General features: G+C 54.9%; 17 protein-coding genes. 11 read left to right on the top strand and 6 right to left on the bottom strand.

The features are described from left to right. Positions 1 to 9 precede the first annotated feature (9 nt). Entirely contained in the window at positions 10 to 2,004 is a 1,995-nt protein-coding gene (gene tkt / locus DFO56_RS14550; RefSeq protein ID WP_045510304.1) for a transketolase, read from the bottom strand. A gap of 20 nt (positions 2,005 to 2,024) precedes the next feature. Further along, positions 2,025 to 2,975: a transaldolase gene (gene tal, locus DFO56_RS14545; RefSeq protein ID WP_045510301.1), complete on the bottom strand. Its 951-nt coding sequence runs from the start codon at positions 2,973 to 2,975 to the stop codon at positions 2,025 to 2,027. 280 nt (positions 2,976 to 3,255) lie between these two features. On the opposite strand from tal, the gene maeB reads away from it, so the two are divergent. Then, positions 3,256 to 5,535 carry an NADP-dependent oxaloacetate-decarboxylating malate dehydrogenase gene (maeB, locus tag DFO56_RS14540; RefSeq protein WP_045510298.1) on the top strand — a complete coding sequence of 760 codons (2,280 nt, stop codon included), beginning with the start codon at positions 3,256 to 3,258 and terminating at the stop codon, positions 5,533 to 5,535. Positions 5,536 to 6,014: 479 nt separating this feature from the next. Here maeB and hemF read toward each other — a convergent pair whose 3' ends face one another. Both hemF and amiA read right to left on the bottom strand, forming a co-directional pair. Next, complete coding sequence (gene hemF, locus DFO56_RS14535; RefSeq protein WP_045510295.1) at positions 6,015 to 6,917, bottom strand: oxygen-dependent coproporphyrinogen oxidase; 903 nt, start codon at positions 6,915 to 6,917, stop codon at positions 6,015 to 6,017. After that, positions 6,914 to 7,789 (bottom strand): N-acetylmuramoyl-L-alanine amidase AmiA, encoded by an 876-nt coding sequence (gene amiA, locus DFO56_RS14530; RefSeq protein WP_020454660.1) that lies wholly within the window; start codon positions 7,787 to 7,789, stop codon positions 6,914 to 6,916. The genes hemF and amiA overlap by 4 nt, the downstream gene beginning before the upstream one ends. A gap of 213 nt (positions 7,790 to 8,002) precedes the next feature. Between amiA and DFO56_RS14525 the strand changes: the two genes are divergently transcribed. The 10 genes from DFO56_RS14525 to pdxK all read left to right on the top strand — a co-directional run bounded on the left by DFO56_RS14525 (position 8,003) and on the right by pdxK (position 16,331). After that, complete coding sequence (locus DFO56_RS14525) at positions 8,003 to 8,428, top strand: GNAT family acetyltransferase (RefSeq protein ID WP_017458925.1); 426 nt, start codon at positions 8,003 to 8,005, stop codon at positions 8,426 to 8,428. Next, complete coding sequence (locus tag DFO56_RS14520) at positions 8,415 to 8,864, top strand: DUF2919 domain-containing protein (protein ID WP_045510292.1); 450 nt, start codon at positions 8,415 to 8,417, stop codon at positions 8,862 to 8,864. Before DFO56_RS14525 ends, DFO56_RS14520 begins: the two co-directional genes overlap by 14 nt. A gap of 60 nt (positions 8,865 to 8,924) precedes the next feature. Further along, the gene (locus DFO56_RS14515) at positions 8,925 to 9,500 is read left to right on the top strand and encodes an RpoE-regulated lipoprotein (RefSeq protein WP_045510289.1); all 576 of its coding nucleotides are present in this window, start codon (positions 8,925 to 8,927) and stop codon (positions 9,498 to 9,500) included. A 93-nt stretch (positions 9,501 to 9,593) separates the two neighbouring features. Next, positions 9,594 to 10,493, top strand: coding sequence for a Dyp-type peroxidase (locus DFO56_RS14510; protein WP_045510286.1), 900 nt, complete (start codon positions 9,594 to 9,596; stop codon positions 10,491 to 10,493). Between the two features lie 162 nt (positions 10,494 to 10,655). Further along, positions 10,656 to 11,672, top strand: a complete 1,017-nt coding sequence (locus tag DFO56_RS14505; RefSeq protein ID WP_020454656.1) for a sulfate ABC transporter substrate-binding protein — start codon at positions 10,656 to 10,658, stop codon at positions 11,670 to 11,672. Then, the gene (gene cysT / locus DFO56_RS14500; RefSeq protein WP_017458920.1) at positions 11,672 to 12,502 is read left to right on the top strand and encodes a sulfate/thiosulfate ABC transporter permease CysT; all 831 of its coding nucleotides are present in this window, start codon (positions 11,672 to 11,674) and stop codon (positions 12,500 to 12,502) included. The genes DFO56_RS14505 and cysT overlap by 1 nt, the downstream gene beginning before the upstream one ends. After that, positions 12,502 to 13,377, top strand: a complete 876-nt coding sequence (cysW, locus tag DFO56_RS14495) for a sulfate/thiosulfate ABC transporter permease CysW (RefSeq protein WP_045510283.1) — start codon at positions 12,502 to 12,504, stop codon at positions 13,375 to 13,377. Before cysT ends, cysW begins: the two co-directional genes overlap by 1 nt. After that, positions 13,367 to 14,461, top strand: coding sequence for a sulfate/thiosulfate ABC transporter ATP-binding protein CysA (gene cysA, locus DFO56_RS14490; protein ID WP_020454654.1), 1,095 nt, complete (start codon positions 13,367 to 13,369; stop codon positions 14,459 to 14,461). The genes cysW and cysA overlap by 11 nt, the downstream gene beginning before the upstream one ends. A 101-nt stretch (positions 14,462 to 14,562) precedes the next feature. Continuing rightward, the gene (gene cysM, locus DFO56_RS14485) at positions 14,563 to 15,474 is read left to right on the top strand and encodes a cysteine synthase CysM (RefSeq protein ID WP_045510281.1); all 912 of its coding nucleotides are present in this window, start codon (positions 14,563 to 14,565) and stop codon (positions 15,472 to 15,474) included. A 17-nt stretch (positions 15,475 to 15,491) separates the two neighbouring features. Continuing rightward, positions 15,492 to 16,331 carry a pyridoxine/pyridoxal/pyridoxamine kinase gene (gene pdxK, locus DFO56_RS14480; protein WP_045510278.1) on the top strand — a complete coding sequence of 280 codons (840 nt, stop codon included), beginning with the start codon at positions 15,492 to 15,494 and terminating at the stop codon, positions 16,329 to 16,331. Between the two features lie 45 nt (positions 16,332 to 16,376). On the opposite strand, the gene crr is transcribed toward pdxK, so the two are convergent. Next, on the bottom strand, positions 16,377 to 16,886 hold the full coding sequence (gene crr / locus DFO56_RS14475) for a PTS glucose transporter subunit IIA (RefSeq protein WP_020454651.1): 510 nt from the start codon (positions 16,884 to 16,886) through the stop codon (positions 16,377 to 16,379). A 39-nt stretch (positions 16,887 to 16,925) separates the two neighbouring features. After that, positions 16,926 to 18,653, bottom strand: a complete 1,728-nt coding sequence (gene ptsI / locus DFO56_RS14470; protein WP_020454650.1) for a phosphoenolpyruvate-protein phosphotransferase PtsI — start codon at positions 18,651 to 18,653, stop codon at positions 16,926 to 16,928. Positions 18,654 to 18,658 lie beyond the last annotated feature (5 nt).

Here is an 18,658-nt window from a genome sequence, read left to right as displayed (position 1 = left end):
CGCTCACGCTTATTTTTTCAGTACCGCTTTGGCTTTTGCCACCACGTTTTCGACCGTGAAGCCGAAGTAGGGGAAAAGTTTCTCGGCAGGTGCTGATTCACCGTAACCGGTCATACCGACAATCGCCCCTTTCAGGCCGACATATTTGTACCAGTAATCGGCGATCCCGGCTTCAACCGCCACGCGCGCACTCACATCCGATGGCAGTACAGATTCACGCCAGGCTTCATCCTGCGCGTCGAAAATATCGGTCGACGGCAGCGATACCACGCGCACTTTGTGGCCTTCGTTAGTCAGTTGCTCCGCCGCGTTGACGGTGATCTCCATCTCCGAGCCGGTAGCAATCAGGATCACATCCGGCGTGCCGTCGCAATCTTTCAGGATATAACCGCCACGGCTGATGGCCTGCACCTGCTCCGGGGTTCGCTCCATTTGCGTGAGGTTCTGGCGCGAGAGGATCAACGCCGTCGGGCCATGATGTCGCTCGATCGCCAGCTTCCAGCCGACCGCCGCTTCTACCTGGTCGCACGGACGCCAGGTGCTGAAGTTCGGCGTTAAACGCAGGCTGGCGAGTTGTTCAACCGCCTGGTGCGTTGGGCCGTCTTCCCCTAAGCCAATCGAATCGTGGGTGTAAACCATGATCTGCCGGGCTTTCATCAACGCTGCCATACGCGCCGCGTTGCGGGCATATTCAACGAACATCAAAAAGGTGGCGGTATAAGGCACAAAACCACCGTGGTGCGCGATGCCGTTGGCAATGGCCGTCATACCAAACTCGCGCACGCCGTAGTGAATGTAATTCCCGGCGGGGTCCTCTTTCAGCGAGGTGGAGCCGGACCAGATGGTGAGGTTGCTGGGCGCGAGGTCGGCGGAACCGCCAAGCAGTTCCGGCAGGATTGGCCCATAGCTGTTGAGCGTGTTCTGCGAGGCTTTACGTGTGGCGATTTTCGCCGGGTTGGCCTGCAGCTTATTGATCCAGTCGGTGGTGGTTTTTTCCCAGCTTTCCGGCAGTTCACCGCTCATACGGCGTTTAAATTCAGCTGCCAGATCCGGGTACTCTTTAGCCCAGGCCGCCAGTTTCTCATTCCAGTCATGCTGATGTTTCGCCCCGCGTTCGCGGGCATCCCACGCCTGGTAAATCTCTTTCGGGATTTCAAAAGCCGGGTATTTCCAGCCGAGTTTTTGCCGGGTGAGCGCCACTTCTTCTTCACCAAGCGCCGCGCCGTGCGACTCCTCTTTCCCGGCTTTGTTCGGCGAGCCAAAACCAATCACCGTGCGGCAGATAATCAGTGACGGCTTATCTTTCACGCTTTGTGCTTCTTCGATAGCTTTTTTCACCGCCTCGGGTGAATGCCCGTCGATATCGCCAATCACATGCCAGTTATAGGCTTCGAAGCGTTTGGCGGTGTCATCGGTAAACCAGCCCTCGGTCTCGCCATCAATGGAGATGCCGTTGTGATCGTAAAAGCCGATCAGTTTGCCGAGCCCGAGCGTGCCCGCCAGCGAACAGACTTCATGGGAAATGCCTTCCATCAGGCAGCCATCGCCCATAAACACATAGGTGTAGTGGTCAACAATGTCATGCCCCGGTCGGTTGAATTGCGCAGCCAGCGTACGTTCGGCAATCGCCAGCCCGACGGCGTTCGCCAGCCCCTGCCCGAGCGGGCCGGTGGTGGTTTCCACGCCCGGCGTATAGCCGATCTCCGGGTGGCCCGGGGTTTTGGAGTGGAGCTGGCGGAAGTTTTTCAGCTCTTCAAGCGGCAGGTCATAACCACTGAGGTGCAGCAGGCTGTACAGCAGCATTGAGGCATGACCGTTAGAGAGGATAAAGCGGTCGCGATCGTACCAGGTAGGGTCCGCCGGGTTGTGGCGCAGAAAATCATTCCACAGCACTTCGGCAATATCCGCCATCCCCATCGGGGCGCCAGGGTGGCCAGAATTGGCTTTTTGCACCGCGTCCATACTCAGGGCGCGAACGGCGTTTGCAAGCTCTCTACGGGACATAATTCACTCCATGGCAAAGGTTAAAGTTTAGCGGCGAGCAGATCTTCAAGGCTGCGCTGATCAACGGCGAACTGACGGATCCCGTCGGCCAGTTTATCGACGGCCATCGGATCCTGGTTATGCTCCCAACGGAATTCAGCTTCTGTTAACGGTTCCGGGCGATGGAAGGTTTGGCGCGATGGCACCAGTTTGCGCTCAACAATGCCTTCCTGTGCCTGTAGCTCTTTCAGCAGCGCCGGAGAGATAGTCAGGCGGTCACAGCCCGCCAGCGCGAGGATCTGCTCGGTGCGGCGGAAGCTTGCGCCCATCACGATGGTTTCATAGCGATGTTGTTTGTAGTAGTCGTAGATATTGCGCACCGACTTCACGCCGGGATCTTCATCCACCACATACGGGTCGAGCGGTTTGCGATCGTTATACCAGTCGTAAATACGGCCAACGAAAGGCGAAATTAAAAACACACCCGCTTCGGCACAGGCGCGCGCCTGGGCAAACGAGAACAGCAGCGTCAGGTTGCAGTTGATCCCCTCTTTTTCCAGCTCTTCCGCCGCGCGGATCCCCTCCCAGGTTGACGCCAGTTTGATCAAAATGCGTGACTTATCGATGCCCTGATCTTTGTACAGTGCCACCAGTTGGCGCGCTTTGGCGATGCTCTTCTCTTTGTCGTAAGAGAGGCGGGCGTCAACCTCGGTGGAGACGCGTCCCGGGATGCTTTTCAGAATTTCCGCACCAAAATTGACCGCCAGTTTGTCGCTGGCTTCAGCCACTTGCTGCTCCTGGGTTTTACCACGCGCTTTGCCGTAGGCAATGGCATCGTCAATCAGATGCGAGAAGTGCGCCAGCCCGGCCGCCTTCAGCAGCAGGGAAGGGTTGGTGGTGGCATCTTCCGGCTGATAGTGGCGAATGGATTCGATGTCGCCGCTGTCGGCCACCACGGTAGTGAATTGTTTGAGGCCGTCTAAGTGATTCATGAAAAATAACTCCTTTAAAAGCAATGGATTACTGGAGTGCTTTCTGTCGCACTTTTGTGAGGATGAGAGGTGCATAACAAAAAAGCATAGCAGACGCGCCCGGGCCCTGCGTTTTGCGGCACGTAACAAAGTTGCGATAAATTGATAACAATTTTGTTTATGTCATGGCGAGATTTTGGCTATGTTCAAAGTTTATGCGGGCGACAGAGGCCATACTATGCGGCGCATTGGGATAGACATCGCACGTTTCACTCTGAAAACAACGTGAAAGGAACCTCAAATGGACGACCAACTAAAACAAAGTGCCCTCGATTTTCACGAATTCCCCCGTCCGGGGAAGATTCAGGTCTCCCCGACAAAACCGCTGGCAACACAGCGCGATCTGGCACTGGCTTACTCTCCTGGCGTCGCCGCGCCTTGTCTTGAGATCGAAAAAGACCCGCTGGCAGCCTACAAATACACCGCGCGCGGCAATCTGGTCGCCGTGGTATCCAACGGTACTGCGGTACTCGGCCTTGGCAATATCGGCGCACTGGCCGGTAAACCCGTGATGGAAGGCAAAGGCGTACTGTTCAAAAAATTCGCCGGAATCGATGTGTTTGATATCGAAGTGGATGAACACGATCCGGACAAACTGATTGATGTTGTGGCCGCGCTGGAACCGACCTTTGGCGGCATTAACCTGGAAGACATCAAAGCGCCGGAGTGCTTCTACATTGAAGCGAAGCTGCGCGAACGCATGAATATTCCGGTATTCCACGACGATCAGCACGGTACGGCGATTATCAGCACCGCCGCTATTCTCAACGGCCTGCGCGTGGTCGAGAAGAACCTCTCCGATGTGCGCATGGTGGTTTCCGGCGCGGGCGCAGCAGCGATTGCCTGTATGAACCTGCTGGTGGCGCTTGGCATGCAGAAGCACAACATTGTGGTCTGCGACTCAAAAGGCGTTATCTACAAAGGCCGCGAACCGAATATGGCGGAAACCAAAGCCGCTTATGCCGTTGACGATGACGGCAAACGCACGCTGGCGGATGTGGTTGCCGGTTCGGACATCTTCCTTGGTTGTTCCGGGCCGAAAGTGCTGACCCCGGAAATGGTGAAAGGTATGGCGCGCCAGCCGCTGATCCTCGCGCTGGCGAACCCGGAACCGGAAATTCTGCCGGATCTGGCAAAAGCGGTGCGCCCGGACGCCATTATCTGCACCGGCCGTTCTGATTACCCCAACCAGGTAAACAACGTTCTTTGCTTCCCATTTATTTTCCGTGGCGCGCTGGATGTCGGCGCAACGGCAATTAACGAAGAGATGAAGCTGGCGGCAGTTAACGCTATCGCGGAACTGGCACATGCTGAGCAGAGCGAAGTGGTGGCTTCAGCCTATGGCGACCAGGATCTCAGCTTTGGCCCGGATTACCTGATCCCGAAACCGTTTGATCCGCGCCTGATTGTCAAAATCGCGCCTGCGGTGGCAAAAGCCGCCATGGATTCCGGCGTGGCGACGCGACCTATCGCTGATTTCGATGCTTATGTCGATAAGCTCACTGAATTTGTCTACAAAACCAATCTGTTTATGAAGCCGATCTTCTCGCAGGCGCGTAACGCACCGAAACGCGTAGTTCTGGCAGAAGGTGAGGAGCCGCGCGTACTGCATGCCACGCAGGAACTGGTGACGTTAGGGCTGGCAAAACCGATTCTGATTGGCCGTCCGAGCGTCATTGAGATGCGTATTCAGAAACTCGGTTTGCAAATCCGCCCGGATGTGGATTTTGAAATCGTCAATAACGAGTCCGATCCGCGCTTTAAAGAGTACTGGATGGAGTACTTCAACATCATGAAACGTCGCGGCGTGACGCAGGAGCAGGCGCAGCGCGCGGTGATCGGTAACACCACCATTATTGGCGCGATCATGGTGCATCGTGGCGAAGCGGACGCGCTGATTTGTGGCACCATCGGTGATTATCACGAGCATTTCAGTGTGCTGCAGCCGATCTTCGGCTACCGCGAGAATGTCCATGTCGCAGGCGCAATGAACGCTTTATTGTTGCCAAGCGGCAACACCTTTATCGCCGATACTTACGTCAATGAGGATCCCAGCGCGGAAGAGCTGGCGGAGATCACCATTCTGGCGGCGGAAACGGTACGCCGTTTCGGCATTGAACCGCGCGTGGCGCTGCTTTCGCATTCGCAGTTTGGTTCATCGAACGCGCCTGCGGCGGTGAAAATGCGCGATACGTTAGCGCTGGTGCGTGAACGCGCGCCTGAGTTAATGATTGATGGCGAAATGCACGGTGACGCGGCGCTGGATGAGAGTATCCGCCATGAACGTATGCCGGATAGCCCGCTGAAAGGGGCGGCGAATATCCTGATTATGCCAAACGTAGAAGCGGCGCGAATCAGCTACAACCTGCTGCGCGTGTCCAGTTCGGAAGGGGTGACCGTAGGGCCGGTACTGATGGGCGTGGCGAAACCGGTCCATGTGCTGACACCGATTGCCTCGGTGCGGCGTATCGTCAATATGGTTGCACTGGCGGTGGTGGAGGCGCAAACGCAGCCGCTGTAATGTTTGTGTCTGCGAACCGTCGATAATCGGGTTGTCGCTTGTTGAGTTGTTTTTGAAGGAAGCCGCTCGCTCTTTCTGTCCGGGCGGAATTCAATCGCGATGGGTTGCGTTCCGCTGAAATCGGCGAACCGAAGAGTGAGTGATAAGGTCTGGACGCCATGGATGGCGGCCAGAGGCGAATCGAGCCACGGACAAAATTGCCCCGGGAGCCGTTCTGAACAGCGCTTGCGCTGACTCCGAAGGGGCAAGTTATTGTGATTCGAGCCGAGCGCAGGCACGCTGTCGGGAAGTGAGCGTAGTGCAAAGCACCGATTTATCGCGCAGACGCGGGCATTGAAAAGGGGAGCGCGGCAGCTCCCCTTTTTCCGTTCACATGTAGCGATGTTTCAGAAACTGTGGAACATCTGTGCACGGAACAATACCTCATCAGCGACATATCCGTTGAACAGCGCACCTCATCCGGCTTGAGATTAAAGAAATTACACCCAGTCTCTGACTTTTATAAACTCGCTGAGGGCGGCTTCCGGGCTGCCTTCGGCGGGCTGATAATTGTATTCCCAGCGCACCAGCGGCGGCATCGACATCAGAATGGATTCAGTGCGCCCGCCGGTTTGTAAGCCAAACAGGGTGCCGCGATCCCACACCAGATTGAACTCCACATACCGGCCGCGACGGTAAAGCTGGAAGTCGCGCTCGCGCTCGCCATAAGGCGTGGCTTTGCGGCGTTCAACAATCGGCAAATAAGCCTTGAGATAGCCATTACCCACCGCCTGCATAAAAGCGAAGCAGTGATCGAAATCCGGCGTGTTGAGATCGTCGAAAAACAACCCGCCAATGCCGCGCTGTTCATCACGGTGTTTAAGGTAGAAGTAATCGTCACACCACTTTTTATAGCGTGGATATACCTCTTCGCCGAACGGCAAACAGATATCGCGCGCTGTGCGGTGCCAGTGGCGAGCATCCTCTTCAAAACCGTAGTAGGGCGTTAAATCAAAGCCGCCGCCAAACCACCACACCGGTTCCGCACCGGGTTTTTCGGCGATAAAAAAGCGCACATTGGCATGGCTGGTGGGTACATACGGATTACGCGGATGAACCACCAGCGAAACGCCCATCGCTTCGAAACTGCGACCCGCCAGTTCCGGGCGATGCGCGGTGGCCGAAGCGGGCATTGCGTCGCCGTGAACGTGCGAAAAATTGACGCCCGCCTGTTCAAACACGCTGCCATCACGCAGCACACGGCTGCGCCCACCGCCACCTGCCGCACGCGTCCACGCATCTTCAATAAATGCGCCGCCATCAAGGGCACTCAGCTGGTCACAGATCTTGTCCTGCAAATTTAGCAGGGCGTTTTTAACCGGGTGGATATCAGGCGTGGTCATCCGCGTCTCTTCGTGTGGGCTTTATGATTATCAAACCAGCTAAAATAGCTGAGTACACCGTCGGCAATGGCGCTGGCGATTTTCTGGCGAAACGCCGCCGTGCCGAGCAGCTTCTCTTCTGCCGGGTTGGTGATAAACGAGGTTTCCACCAGCACGGACGGTATCGAAGGCGATTTTAGCACCACAAATGCCGCCTGTTCTGTGTTGCGGCTATGCAGGCGGTGTACCGGTTTGATCTGCTTGAGAATATGCGAGCCGAGCGTCAGGCTGTTTTTAATGGTGTCAGTTTGCACCAAATCGAACAGCACTTGCTGGAGCAGGTGATCTTTGTCTCTGGCTTTTTTCCCGGCCAGATCGTCGGCGGCGTTTTCTTTATCCGAAAGGTATTTCGCCATCGCGCTACTGGCGCCGCGATTAGAAAGCGCAAACACCGACGCGCCCGCAGCGCTTGGGTTGGTGAAGCCGTCGGCGTGGATCGACATAAACAGATCGGCACCGTGCTGGTGGGCAATCTCTACGCGATCATAAAGCGGAATAAATTTATCGCCGGTGCGCGTCAGGCGCGCATCAATTCCCTGCGCACGCAATTGGGCGCGGACGGTTTTGGCGATCGCCAGCACCACGTGTTTTTCTTGCGAACCGTTATGACCAATCGCGCCGGTATCAATACCGCCATGGCCCGGATCAAGCATCACAATGCGTTTCGCGCCGGCTTTCCTGGCTTTCGGTTTACTGTGCCCGGTCGTGGTTTTAAGTGGTGTCTCGTCCTTTGCGATAGCGCGAGACATGCCCGTTAATGTCAGGGCGGCCAGGCCTGCTTTCAGCACCTGACGACGCGAGGTAAGTGTTTTTAAAGGTTTAAAGGTGCTCATACGCCTGAATTGTCTTATTCGTGGTCCCTGGTGTTATATCGTATCGTGTTTACCGTTACGACTATCCGTGCGAACTAATGTTTTACTTTTCATTTCAATACGTGACAGAGTGACATTATGCCAAATTTCAGTGCTGAAGATGCCGGATATTGGCGACAGAGGCGCTTAGGGCCATAATCTACGTTTACACAGCTGAAAATGACGGGGAATACCATGGAGATACGCGTTTTTCGCCAGGAAGATTTCGAAGAAGTGATCACCTTGTGGGAGCGTTGTGAGCTGTTGCGACCATGGAACGATCCGGAAATGGATATTGAACGCAAAGTGAATCACGATGTGAGTCTGTTTCTGGTCGCCGAAGTCGGCGGGGAAGTGGTCGGCACGGTGATGGGCGGTTATGACGGTCATCGCGGATCGGCTTATTACCTTGGCGTTCATCCTGAGTTTCGCGGGCGCGGCATCGCTAACGCCTTGTTGAGCCGGCTGGAGAAAAAGCTGATTGCCCGCGGCTGCCCGAAAATCAACCTGATGGTGCGGGAAGATAACGAGATGGTTATCGGCATGTATGAGCGCCTCGGTTATGAACATATGGATTCGGCCAGTCTGGGCAAGCGTTTGATTGAAGATGAAGAGTACTGAAATTTATCCCGCCGATTACGACAGTCATGGTCGCTTGAAACTCCCTTTTCTGTTCTGGTGCGTGTTGCTGCTACAGGCACGCACCTGGGTGCTGTTTGTTATTGCGGGGGCATCGCGCGGGCAAGGCGACGCATTGCTCGCATTGTTTTACCCCGATCACGATGATTTCTGGCTAGGGTTGCTGCCCGGTATTCCTGCGGCATTGACCTTTTTACTGAGCGGCCGCCGCGATCATTTTCCCCGCCTGTGGCGCGCACTCTACCCGCTGGTATTGCTGGTGCAACTGGCGCTGCTGGTATGGCAACCCTGGCGCTGGTTTACCGGCGAGGCGCTTTCCGGGATTGGGCTGTTTCTGGTTATCGCCGATCTGGTTGCGCTGTGGTGGCTTGCGACAAACCGGCGTCTTCGGGCCTGTTTTTCCCTTGCTCAACATTAAGCGGCACTTTTTTCACTTCCGGGACTCCAACAGGCGTTCAATGAATAAAAGGAATGAAGCATGAAATCCCTGCGTACACTTATTTGCGTTCTGCCGCTGGCGTTAACCGGCTGCTCGACGCTGGCTTCCGTCAACTGGTCGGCGGCCTATCCGTGGAACTGGTTTGGTTCATCTGTCGAGGTGAGCGACAACGGCGTTGGTAACATCACCGCCAGCACGCCACTAAACGAGCAGGCAATTCAGGATGCGCTGGGTGGCGATTACCACCTGCGTAGCGGCATGAAGACGGAAAAAGGCAGTATCGTTCGTTATTTTGAGGCGCTAAAAGATGACAAACTGGCGCTGGTGGTGAACGGAGAAAACGGCGCGATCAGCCGTATTGATGTGCTCGACAATAGTATCGCCACGGATAAAGGGGTAAAAATCGGCGCGCCGTTCAATTCGCTGTTTGAGAAAGCTTTCGGTAACTGTGTGAAAGGCGCGGGCGATGACAGCGTGGGTGTAGAGTGTAAAGCGCCGGGTAGCCAGCATATCAGCTATGTGTTTACCGGCCAGTGGAGCGGCCCGGAAGGGTTGATGCCATCCGATGATGCGCTGAAAAACTGGAAAGTGAGCAAGTTTATCTGGCGCCGTTAATTTGATCTCAACTCGCTGCTGCTGGGGGAAAAACAGGTACAATACCGCGATTATCGCCACGGTTTCGTGGCCTGTTTTTTTCCAGGAGGAGTCATGTCCCAGGTTCAAAGCGGCATTTTGCCAGAACATTGCCGTGCGGCGATTTGGATTGAAGCCAACGTGAAAGGGGACACCGATGCCCTGCGCGTGGCGAGCCGCGTATTCGCCGATAAGCTGGCGACCTTTCAATTACAATTTCCCGATGCGGCGCTGGGGGCGACTATTGCCTTTGGCAACAAGACCTGGCGCGCACTGAACGGTGCCGAAGGCGCAGACGAGCTAAAAGATTTTCCGGCGTATGGCAAAGGTCTGGCGCCCGCCACACAGCGAGATGTGCTGATCCATATTCTTTCTCTGCGCCACGATGTGAATTTCTCCGTCGCTCAGGCCGCGCTGGTGGCGTTCGGCGAGGCGCTTGACGTTAAAGAAGAGACGCACGGTTTCCGCTGGGTGGAAGAGCGCGATTTGAGCGGCTTTATCGATGGTACCGAAAACCCGGCAGGCGATGAGAAACGCCGCGAGGTTGCTATTATTCAGGATGGCGTGGACGCCGGTGGCAGCTACGTGATGGTGCAGCGTTGGGAGCATAACCTCAAGCAGCTTAATCGCATGAGCGTGGGCGATCAGGAGATGATGATCGGCCGCACCAAAGAGGCCAATGAAGAGATCGACGGTGATGCGCGCCCGGACACGTCACACCTGACGCGTGTTGATCTGAAAGAGAACGGCAAAGGGCTGAAAATCGTCCGTCAGAGCCTGCCTTATGGCACCGCCAGCGGCACGCATGGGCTCTATTTCTGCACCTATTGCGCCCGTTTGTACAACATTGAGCAGCAACTGCTGAGCATGTTTGGCGATACCGACGGTAAGCGCGACGCCATGCTGCGTTTTACCCGCCCGGTGACCGGCGGCTACTACTTCGCGCCGTCGCTGGATAGGCTGCTGGCGCTGTAAACCACGCACTTCTGCTGACCGGGGAAACCCGGTCACTACTCCCTTCTGCTTATATTCTTTTCTGATTCCAAATCACCAATTGGTATATAAAACCGTTACTGGTTTCACACTCGTTATAAATAAACTGAGTGACGAAATGTCATCAGCTTATAAGGGTGCGCAATGGCCGTTAACTTACTGAAAAAAGGATATCTGACGCTGGCAGCGCTGACGCTGTGGGCCGCTCAGGCACAAGCGACGGAACTGCTTAACAGCTCTTATGATGTATCACGCGAGCTCTTTGCGGCCCTTAACACGCCGTTCGAACAGCAATGGGCGAAAGATAACGGCGGTGACAAGCTGACCATTAAGCAATCCCATGCTGGCTCCTCAAAGCAGGCGCTGGCGATTCTGCAAGGGTTGAAAGCGGACGTCGTGACCTATAACCAGGTCACTGACGTGCAGATCCTGCACGACAAAGGCAACCTGATCCCGGCGGACTGGCAGAGCCGTTTGCCGAATAACAGCTCGCCGTTCTACTCAACGATGGCGTTTCTGGTTCGCAAAGGTAACCCGAAGAACATTCACGACTGGAACGATCTGGTGCGCAGTGATGTAAAACTGATTTTCCCGAACCCGAAAACCTCCGGCAATGCGCGCTACACCTATCTGGCGGCCTGGGGCGCAGCGGATCAAGCGGATGGCGGCGACAAAGCCAAAACTCAGCAGTTTATGACCCAGTTCCTCAAAAACGTTGAAGTGTTCGACACCGGCGGTCGCGGCGCAACAACTACCTTTGTTGAGCGCGGGCTTGGCGATGTGCTGATCTCGTTTGAATCGGAAGTGAATAACATCCGTAAGCAGTATGAAGCGCAGGGTTTTGAAGTTGTCGTACCGAAAGTCAACATCCTGGCTGAATTCCCGGTTGCGTGGGTGGATAAAAACGTGAAGGCCAACGGCACAGAAAAAGCGGCCAAAGCTTATCTCACCTGGCTTTACAGCCCACAGGCGCAAACCATCATCACTGATTACTACTATCGCGTGAACAACCCGGAAGTGATGGCGAAACTGAGCGATAAATTCCCGCAGACGGCGCTGTTCCGCGTAGAGGACAAGTTTGGTTCCTGGCCTGAAGTGATGAAAACCCATTTCGCCAGCGGTGGTGAGCTGGACACGTTGCTGGCGGCGGGGCGTAAGTGATGTTTGCAGGATCAAAACGCGTGCTGCCTGGCTTTGGTTTAAGCCTCGGCAGCAGCCTGTTTTTTGTTTGTCTGATATTGCTGTTGCCACTGAGCGCACTGGTGATGCAGTTGGCGCAGATGAGCTGGGCGCAATACTGGGAGGTGGTCACTAATCCGCAGGTTGTGGCCGCTTATAAAGTCACGCTGATTGCAGCCTTTGTCGCCTCCGTTTTTAACGGCGTGTTTGGCTTGCTGATGGCATGGATCCTCACTCGTTACCGCTTTCCGGGCCGCACCTTGCTGGATGCGCTGATGGATCTACCTTTTGCGCTGCCAACGGCGGTGGCGGGTCTGACGCTGGCCTCGCTGTTTTCGGTGAATGGTTTTTACGGCGAATGGCTAGCGAAGTTTGATATCAAAGTGACCTATACCTGGCTCGGTATCGCGGTGGCGATGGCATTCACCAGCATTCCGTTTGTGGTGCGCACCATTCAGCCGGTACTGGAAGAGCTGGGGCCGGAATATGAAGAGGCGGCGGAAACCCTGGGCGCGACGCGCTGGCAAAGTTTTCGCAAAGTGGTGCTGCCGGAACTCTCTCCTGCATTGATGGCGGGCGTAGCCTTGTCGTTTACCCGCAGCCTTGGCGAGTTTGGCGCGGTGATCTTCATCGCCGGTAACATCGCCTGGAAGACAGAAGTGACCTCGTTGATGATTTTTGTACGCTTGCAGGAGTTTGATTACCCGGCGGCGAGCGCGATTGCCTCGGTGATCCTGGCGGCTTCTCTGCTGTTGCTGTTTTCCATTAACACCCTGCAAAGCCGCTTTGGTCAGCGTGTGGTAGGTCACTAATGGCGGAACTAACTGAATTGAAACGCTATGACAAGTCTCAGGTGAACTGGGGCAAATGGTTTTTGATTGGCACGGGAGTGATTGTCTCGGCGTTTATCCTCGTTGTGCCGATGGTTTACATTTTCGTGCAGGCGTTTAGCAAAGGCCTGATGCCAGTTCTGCAAAACCTCGCGGACGCCGACATGCTCCATGCCATCTGGCTGACGGTGCTGGTTGCGCTGATCTCGGTGCCGCTGAACCTGATATTCGGCACGTTGCTGGCCTGGCTGGTGACGCGCTTTAACTTCCCGGGCCGCCAGTTACTGTTGACGCTGCTGGATATTCCCTTTGCTGTGTCGCCGGTGGTCGCAGGTCTTATCTATCTGCTGTTTTATGGCTCAAACGGCCCGCTTGGCGGCTGGCTGGATGCGCATAATCTGCAAATTATGTTCGCCTGGCCGGGCATGGTGCTGGTTACCGTGTTTGTGACTTGCCCGTTTGTCGTGCGTGAACTGGTGCCGGTGATGTTAAGCCAGGGCAGCCAGGAAGATGAAGCGGCGATTCTGCTTGGCGCGTCCGGCTGGCAGATGTTCAAGCGCGTGACGCTACCGAATATCCGCTGGGCGCTGTTGTACGGCGTAGTGCTCACTAACGCGCGGGCGATTGGCGAATTTGGCGCGGTGTCGGTGGTTTCCGGTTCTATCCGCGGTGAAACCCTGTCGCTGCCGCTGCAAATTGAATTACTGCAGCAGGATTACAACATCGTCGGTTCGTTTACCGCTGCGGCTCTGCTGACGTTGATGGCGATTTTGACGTTGTTTTTAAAGAGTGCGTTGCAGTGGCGTTTGAATAATCACGAAAAACGCCAGCAACAGGAGGGAAATCATGAGCATTGAGATTGCCAATATTAAGAAGTCTTTTGGTCGCACCCAGGTGCTGAATGATATCTCTCTTGATATCCCATCCGGCCAGATGGTGGCGTTGCTGGGCCCGTCCGGTTCCGGTAAAACCACGTTGCTGCGTATTATTGCCGGTCTTGAGCATCAGACCAGCGGGCGCATTCGTTTTCATGGTACTGACGTCAGCCGTCTGCATGCGCGCGAGCGCCGCGTCGGTTTTGTGTTCCAGCATTATGCGCTGTTTCGTCATATGACGGTGTTTGACAATATCGCTTTCGGCCTGACGGTGCTGCCGCGCCGCGAACGGCCAAATGCGGCGGCGATCAAAGCGAAAGTGATGCAACTGCTGGAGATGGTGCAGCTGGCACATCTGGCGGACCGTTTCCCGGCGCAGCTTTCCGGTGGGCAGAAACAGCGTGTGGCGCTGGCGCGTGCGCTGGCGGTGGAGCCGCAAATCCTGTTGCTGGATGAACCTTTCGGCGCGCTTGATGCGCAGGTGCGTAAAGAGCTGCGTCGCTGGTTGCGCCAGTTGCATGAAGAGCTGAAATTCACCAGCGTATTCGTGACGCACGATCAGGAAGAGGCGACGGAAGTTGCCGATCGCGTCGTTGTGATGAGCCAGGGCAACATTGAACAGGCGGATGCGCCGGATCAGGTCTGGCGAGAGCCCGCCACCCGCTTTGTGCTGGAGTTTATGGGTGAGGTTAACCGCCTGAAAGGCACTGTGAGCGGTGGGCAATTCCATGTTGGTGCGCACCGCTGGCCGCTTGGTTATACGCCGGCTTACCAGGGGGATGTCGATCTGTTCCTGCGCCCGTGGGAAGTGGATGTCAGCCGTCGCACCAGTCTCGATTCTCCGCTGCCGGTACAGGTGCTGGAAGCCAGTCCGAAGGGTCATTACACCCAACTGGTTGTGCAGCCGCTGGGCTGGAACACGGAACCGTTGACCGTGGTGATGCGTGATGAACATCCCCCCCAGCGCGGTGAGCGTCTGTTCGTCGGCCTGCAACATGCCCGTTTATATAACGGTAACGAACGCATTGAGGCCCGCGCAGAACTTGCTCTGGCGGATTCTGCCTGATAGCTTAAACAGACGTGGTTTCTGCCGGATAGCGTACAGCTTTGCCCGGCCTACAAGCCCGGTATGCATCCTGCGACCGGGTTTTTTATTGGACAGCGATTGTGAACACATTAGAACAAACCATTGGCAATACGCCGCTGGTCAAATTGCAACGCCTGAGCCCGGACAACGGGAGTGAAATCTGGGTCAAACTGGAAGGCAACAATCCGGCGGGATCGGTAAAAGACAGAGCGGCACTGTCGATGATTGTGCAGGCGGAACAGCGTGGGGAGATTAAACCCGGCGACGTACTGATTGAAGCGACCAGCGGTAATACTGGTATCGCGCTGGCGATGATCGCCGCACTGAAAGGCTACCGCATGAAATTGCTGATGCCGGACAACATGAGCCAGGAGCGGCGCGCCGCGATGCGTGCCTACGGGGCGGAGTTGATTCTGGTCAGCAAAGAGCAGGGAATGGAAGGGGCGCGCGATCTGGCACTGGCGATGTCAGCGCGCGGTGAAGGCAAACTGCTCGATCAGTTTAACAACCCGGATAACCCCTACGCACATTACACCACCACCGGCCCGGAAATCTGGCGGCAGACCAGCGGGCGAATCACGCATTTTGTCTCCAGTATGGGCACGACTGGCACCATCACAGGCGTATCGCGTTTTCTGCGCGAGCAGGATAAAAAAGTGACGATAGTCGGTTTGCAGCCGGAAGAGGGAAGCAGTATTCCCGGCATTCGCCGCTGGCCTGCCGAGTATATGCCGGGGATTTTTAACGCGTCTCTGGTTGATGAGGTGCTGGATATCCATCAGCGCGAAGCGGAAAATACCATGCGCGCGCTGGCGGTACAGGAAGGCATTTTCTGCGGTGTCAGTTCCGGCGGCGCAGTAGCCGGGGCAATGCGGGTGGCGAAAGCGAACCCGGGCGCAGTGATCGTCGCCATTATTTGCGATCGCGGCGATCGCTATCTTTCTACTGGCGTATTTGGTGAAGAGAGTTATTCGCAGGGCGCGGGGATTTAACCCGTTAAGGAGACCGAATGGAGATGATCCTGTTCAGGGATAAGACTCGGGCGCAGCAGGCCGATATCGTTGCCGTACAATCACAGGTTGTCTACGGTAGCGTGGGCAACAGTATAGCGGTGCCGAATATTCGCCAGCACCATTTGAATGTACTGGCCGTGCCGACGGTGCTGTTCAGTAACACGCCGCACTATGACACCTTTTACGGCGGCGTCATTCCCGACGAGTGGTTTAGCGGCTATTTGCAGGCGCTGGAAGAGCGTGATGTTCTGCGTAGCGTTAAAGCGGTCACGACGGGATATATGGGTAGCGCCAGTCAGATTAAGCTACTGGCGAAGTGGCTTAAGGTGCTGCGGGAAAAACATCCACACCTGTTGATTCTGGTCGATCCGGTGATCGGCGATACCGATAGCGGCATTTACGTAAAACCAGAAATCCCGCAGGCATATTGTGAACATCTGCTGCCACTGGCACAGGGTATTACGCCAAATGTGTTCGAGCTGGAAGTGCTGAGCGGTCAGCCATGCCGGGATTTGCAAAGTGCGATTGAGGCGGCTAAAGGCCTGCTATCGGCGTCGCTGCATTGGGTGGCGATCACCAGTGCGCCGGTTGAGCAGCAAAATGAGCACATTCACGTGGTACTGGTTACCGCCGATGCGGTTCATATCAGCGGTTATCCGCGTGTGGCGACGGATCTCAAAGGTACTGGTGACCTGTTTTGTTCTGAACTGGTGAGCGGTATTGTTCAGGGTAAAGCGCTCGATGTGGCGATACAGGCTGCGGGCGAACGGGTCGTAGAAGTGATGGGATATACGCTGGAAAAAGGCTGTGACGAGCTGATTTTACCGCCGCAGTAAAGCAAAAATGGCGCCTTTCGGCGCCATTCTTTTATGCATTACGCATTACTTTTTGATACGGATCACCGGGGTTTCACCCACGGTTACGCTACCAGAAAGTTTGATAAGCTCTTTGATTTCGTCCATGTTGGAGATTACCACCGGCGTCAGGGTTGACTTGGCTTTCTCTTCCAGCAGCGGCAGATCAAATTCGATTACCGGGTCGCCAACTTTTACGCGTTGGCCTTCTTCTGCGATGCGTTTGAAACCTTCACCTTTCAGTTCCACGGTGTCGATACCGAAGTGAACAAACAGTTCAATGCCACTATCGGATTCGATAGAGAAGGCATGGTTGGTTTCAAAGATTTTACCGATAGTACCATCAACCGGGGCTACCATTTTGTTACCGGTCGGTTTGATAGCAATGCCATCACCAACGATTTTCTCAGCGAACACAACATCCGGTACATCTTCAATGTTGACGATATCGCCAGAAAGCGGGGCAATAATCTCAATGGTTCCGGTGTCTTTTTTATCATCAGAAACCAAAGATTTCAGTTTATCGAAAAAACCCATGATCTTCTCCTAAGCAGTAATTTGGGCGCATCTCGCGGATTAGCAGATTGTTTTTTCTTCAATGAACTTGTTAACCAGCGTCATTAACTCGTCCGTTGTCGGTTGAGCAAGAGCCTGCTCTGCTAACACCTTCGCATCTTCGAAGTTTGTGTTACGAATAATCTTCTTAATGCGCGGGATAGAAATGGCGCTCATACTGAATTCATCCAGACCCATCCCCAGCAACAGAAGTGTAGCACGTTCGTCGCCAGCAAGCTCACCACACATGCCAGTCCATTTGCCTTCCGCATGAGAAGCATCAATAACTTGCTTGATCAGGGTGAGTACAGACGGTGACATCGGCTGGTAAAGATGTGAAATCATATCATTACCACGGTCAACCGCCAGGGTGTACTGCGTCAAATCATTGGTACCGATACTAAAGAAATCAACTTCTTTCGCCAGATGGCGGGCAATTGTCGCGGCAGCAGGGGTTTCTACCATCACGCCAATTTCAATGCTCTCGTCAAACGCCTTGCCTTCGTTACGCAATTCTTGTTTGTAGATCTCAATCTCTTTCTTCAGTGCGCGCACTTCTTCAACAGAGATGATCATCGGGAACATAATTCGCAGTTTACCGAAAGCGGAAGCGCGCAGAATAGCGCGTACCTGATCGCGCAGGATCTCTTTACGATCCATCGCAATACGTACAGCACGCCAGCCCAGGAACGGGTTCTCTTCTTTCGGAAAATTCATGTACGGCAGCTCTTTGTCGCCGCCAATGTCCATGGTACGAACGATAACTGCCTGAGAACCGCAGGCTTCAGCCACCGCTTTGTAGGCGTCGAACTGCTCTTCTTCAGTCGGCAGGGCGTCGCGATCCATGAACAGGAATTCGGTACGGTACAGACCAACACCTTCAGCGCCATTGCGCTCAGCGCCCGCGATATCGCGAACGGTACCGATGTTGGCGCACACTTCCACCTGGTGACCATCAAGGGTGATCGCCGGCAGATCTTTCAGTTTCGCCAGTTCGGCTTTTTCTTCGGCAACCTGAGCCTGCGCCGCACGCAGTGTCTCAATCTCTTCGTCGCTTGGGTTAACGTAAACTTTATTGTTAACCGCATCGAGGATCAGATAATCGCCATTTTTAACCTGAGTGGTGACGCTACCTGTGCCCACAATCGCTGGCAACTCAAGGGAGCGTGCCATAATAGACGTGTGAGAAGTACGACCACCGATATCAGTGATAAAACCAAGCACTTTTTTCAGGTTCAGCTGAGCAGTTTCTGACGGTGTCAGATCGGCCGCAACCAGAATTACTTCTTCCTGAATCGCGCTCAGATCGATAATCGGCATACCCAGGATGTTGCGCAGCAGACGCTTACCGATGTCACGTACGTCAGCAGCACGTTCTTTCAGGTATTCATCATCCAGCTCTTCCAGGGCTGTAGCCTGACCTTCGATAACTTCATGCGCTGCCGCATCGGCAGTCATGTTCTTATCTTTAATCAGGGCTATGATTTCCTGCTCCAGCTCCTCATCTTCCAGCAGCATAATATGCCCTTCGAAGATGGCTTCTTTTTCTTCACCGAAAGTTTCACCCGCTTTCGTTTTGATTGCTTCCAGCTGTGCCGATGCTTTGGCACGACCGCTCAGGAAACGCTCAACTTCCTGGTCAACCTTGTCGGCAGAAATTTTCTTCCGGTCGATGACGATCTCGTCTTCTTTCAGCAGCAGTGCTTTGCCGAAAGCGATACCCGGGGATGCTAAAATGCCTGAAATCATAACCC

This window comes from Kosakonia sp. AG348 (assembly GCF_003337365.1).
In the GTDB taxonomy this organism is placed as follows: Bacteria; Pseudomonadota; Gammaproteobacteria; order Enterobacterales; family Enterobacteriaceae; genus Kosakonia.
This window is presented reverse-complemented; position numbering and strand designations above follow the sequence as displayed.

What these genes read in the sequence shown, in the direction of transcription:
- DFO56_RS14505 (WP_020454656.1), top strand. Translation starts at nt 10,656, where the DNA reads ATGGCCGTTAACTTACTGAAAAAAGGATATCTGACGCTGGCAGCGCTG.
- pdxK (WP_045510278.1), top strand. Translation starts at nt 15,492, where the DNA reads ATGGAGATGATCCTGTTCAGGGATAAGACTCGGGCGCAGCAGGCCGAT.
- tkt (WP_045510304.1), bottom strand. Translation starts at nt 2,004, where the DNA reads ATGTCCCGTAGAGAGCTTGCAAACGCCGTTCGCGCCCTGAGTATGGAC.
- ptsI (WP_020454650.1), bottom strand. Translation starts at nt 18,653, where the DNA reads ATGATTTCAGGCATTTTAGCATCCCCGGGTATCGCTTTCGGCAAAGCA.
- cysA (WP_020454654.1), top strand. Translation starts at nt 13,367, where the DNA reads ATGAGCATTGAGATTGCCAATATTAAGAAGTCTTTTGGTCGCACCCAG.
- amiA (WP_020454660.1), bottom strand. Translation starts at nt 7,789, where the DNA reads ATGAGCACCTTTAAACCTTTAAAAACACTTACCTCGCGTCGTCAGGTG.
- DFO56_RS14525 (WP_017458925.1), top strand. Translation starts at nt 8,003, where the DNA reads ATGGAGATACGCGTTTTTCGCCAGGAAGATTTCGAAGAAGTGATCACC.
- cysT (WP_017458920.1), top strand. Translation starts at nt 11,672, where the DNA reads ATGTTTGCAGGATCAAAACGCGTGCTGCCTGGCTTTGGTTTAAGCCTC.
- maeB (WP_045510298.1), top strand. Translation starts at nt 3,256, where the DNA reads ATGGACGACCAACTAAAACAAAGTGCCCTCGATTTTCACGAATTCCCC.
- cysW (WP_045510283.1), top strand. Translation starts at nt 12,502, where the DNA reads ATGGCGGAACTAACTGAATTGAAACGCTATGACAAGTCTCAGGTGAAC.
- crr (WP_020454651.1), bottom strand. Translation starts at nt 16,886, where the DNA reads ATGGGTTTTTTCGATAAACTGAAATCTTTGGTTTCTGATGATAAAAAA.
- DFO56_RS14510 (WP_045510286.1), top strand. Translation starts at nt 9,594, where the DNA reads ATGTCCCAGGTTCAAAGCGGCATTTTGCCAGAACATTGCCGTGCGGCG.
- hemF (WP_045510295.1), bottom strand. Translation starts at nt 6,917, where the DNA reads ATGACCACGCCTGATATCCACCCGGTTAAAAACGCCCTGCTAAATTTG.
- DFO56_RS14515 (WP_045510289.1), top strand. Translation starts at nt 8,925, where the DNA reads ATGAAATCCCTGCGTACACTTATTTGCGTTCTGCCGCTGGCGTTAACC.
- tal (WP_045510301.1), bottom strand. Translation starts at nt 2,975, where the DNA reads ATGAATCACTTAGACGGCCTCAAACAATTCACTACCGTGGTGGCCGAC.
- DFO56_RS14520 (WP_045510292.1), top strand. Translation starts at nt 8,415, where the DNA reads ATGAAGAGTACTGAAATTTATCCCGCCGATTACGACAGTCATGGTCGC.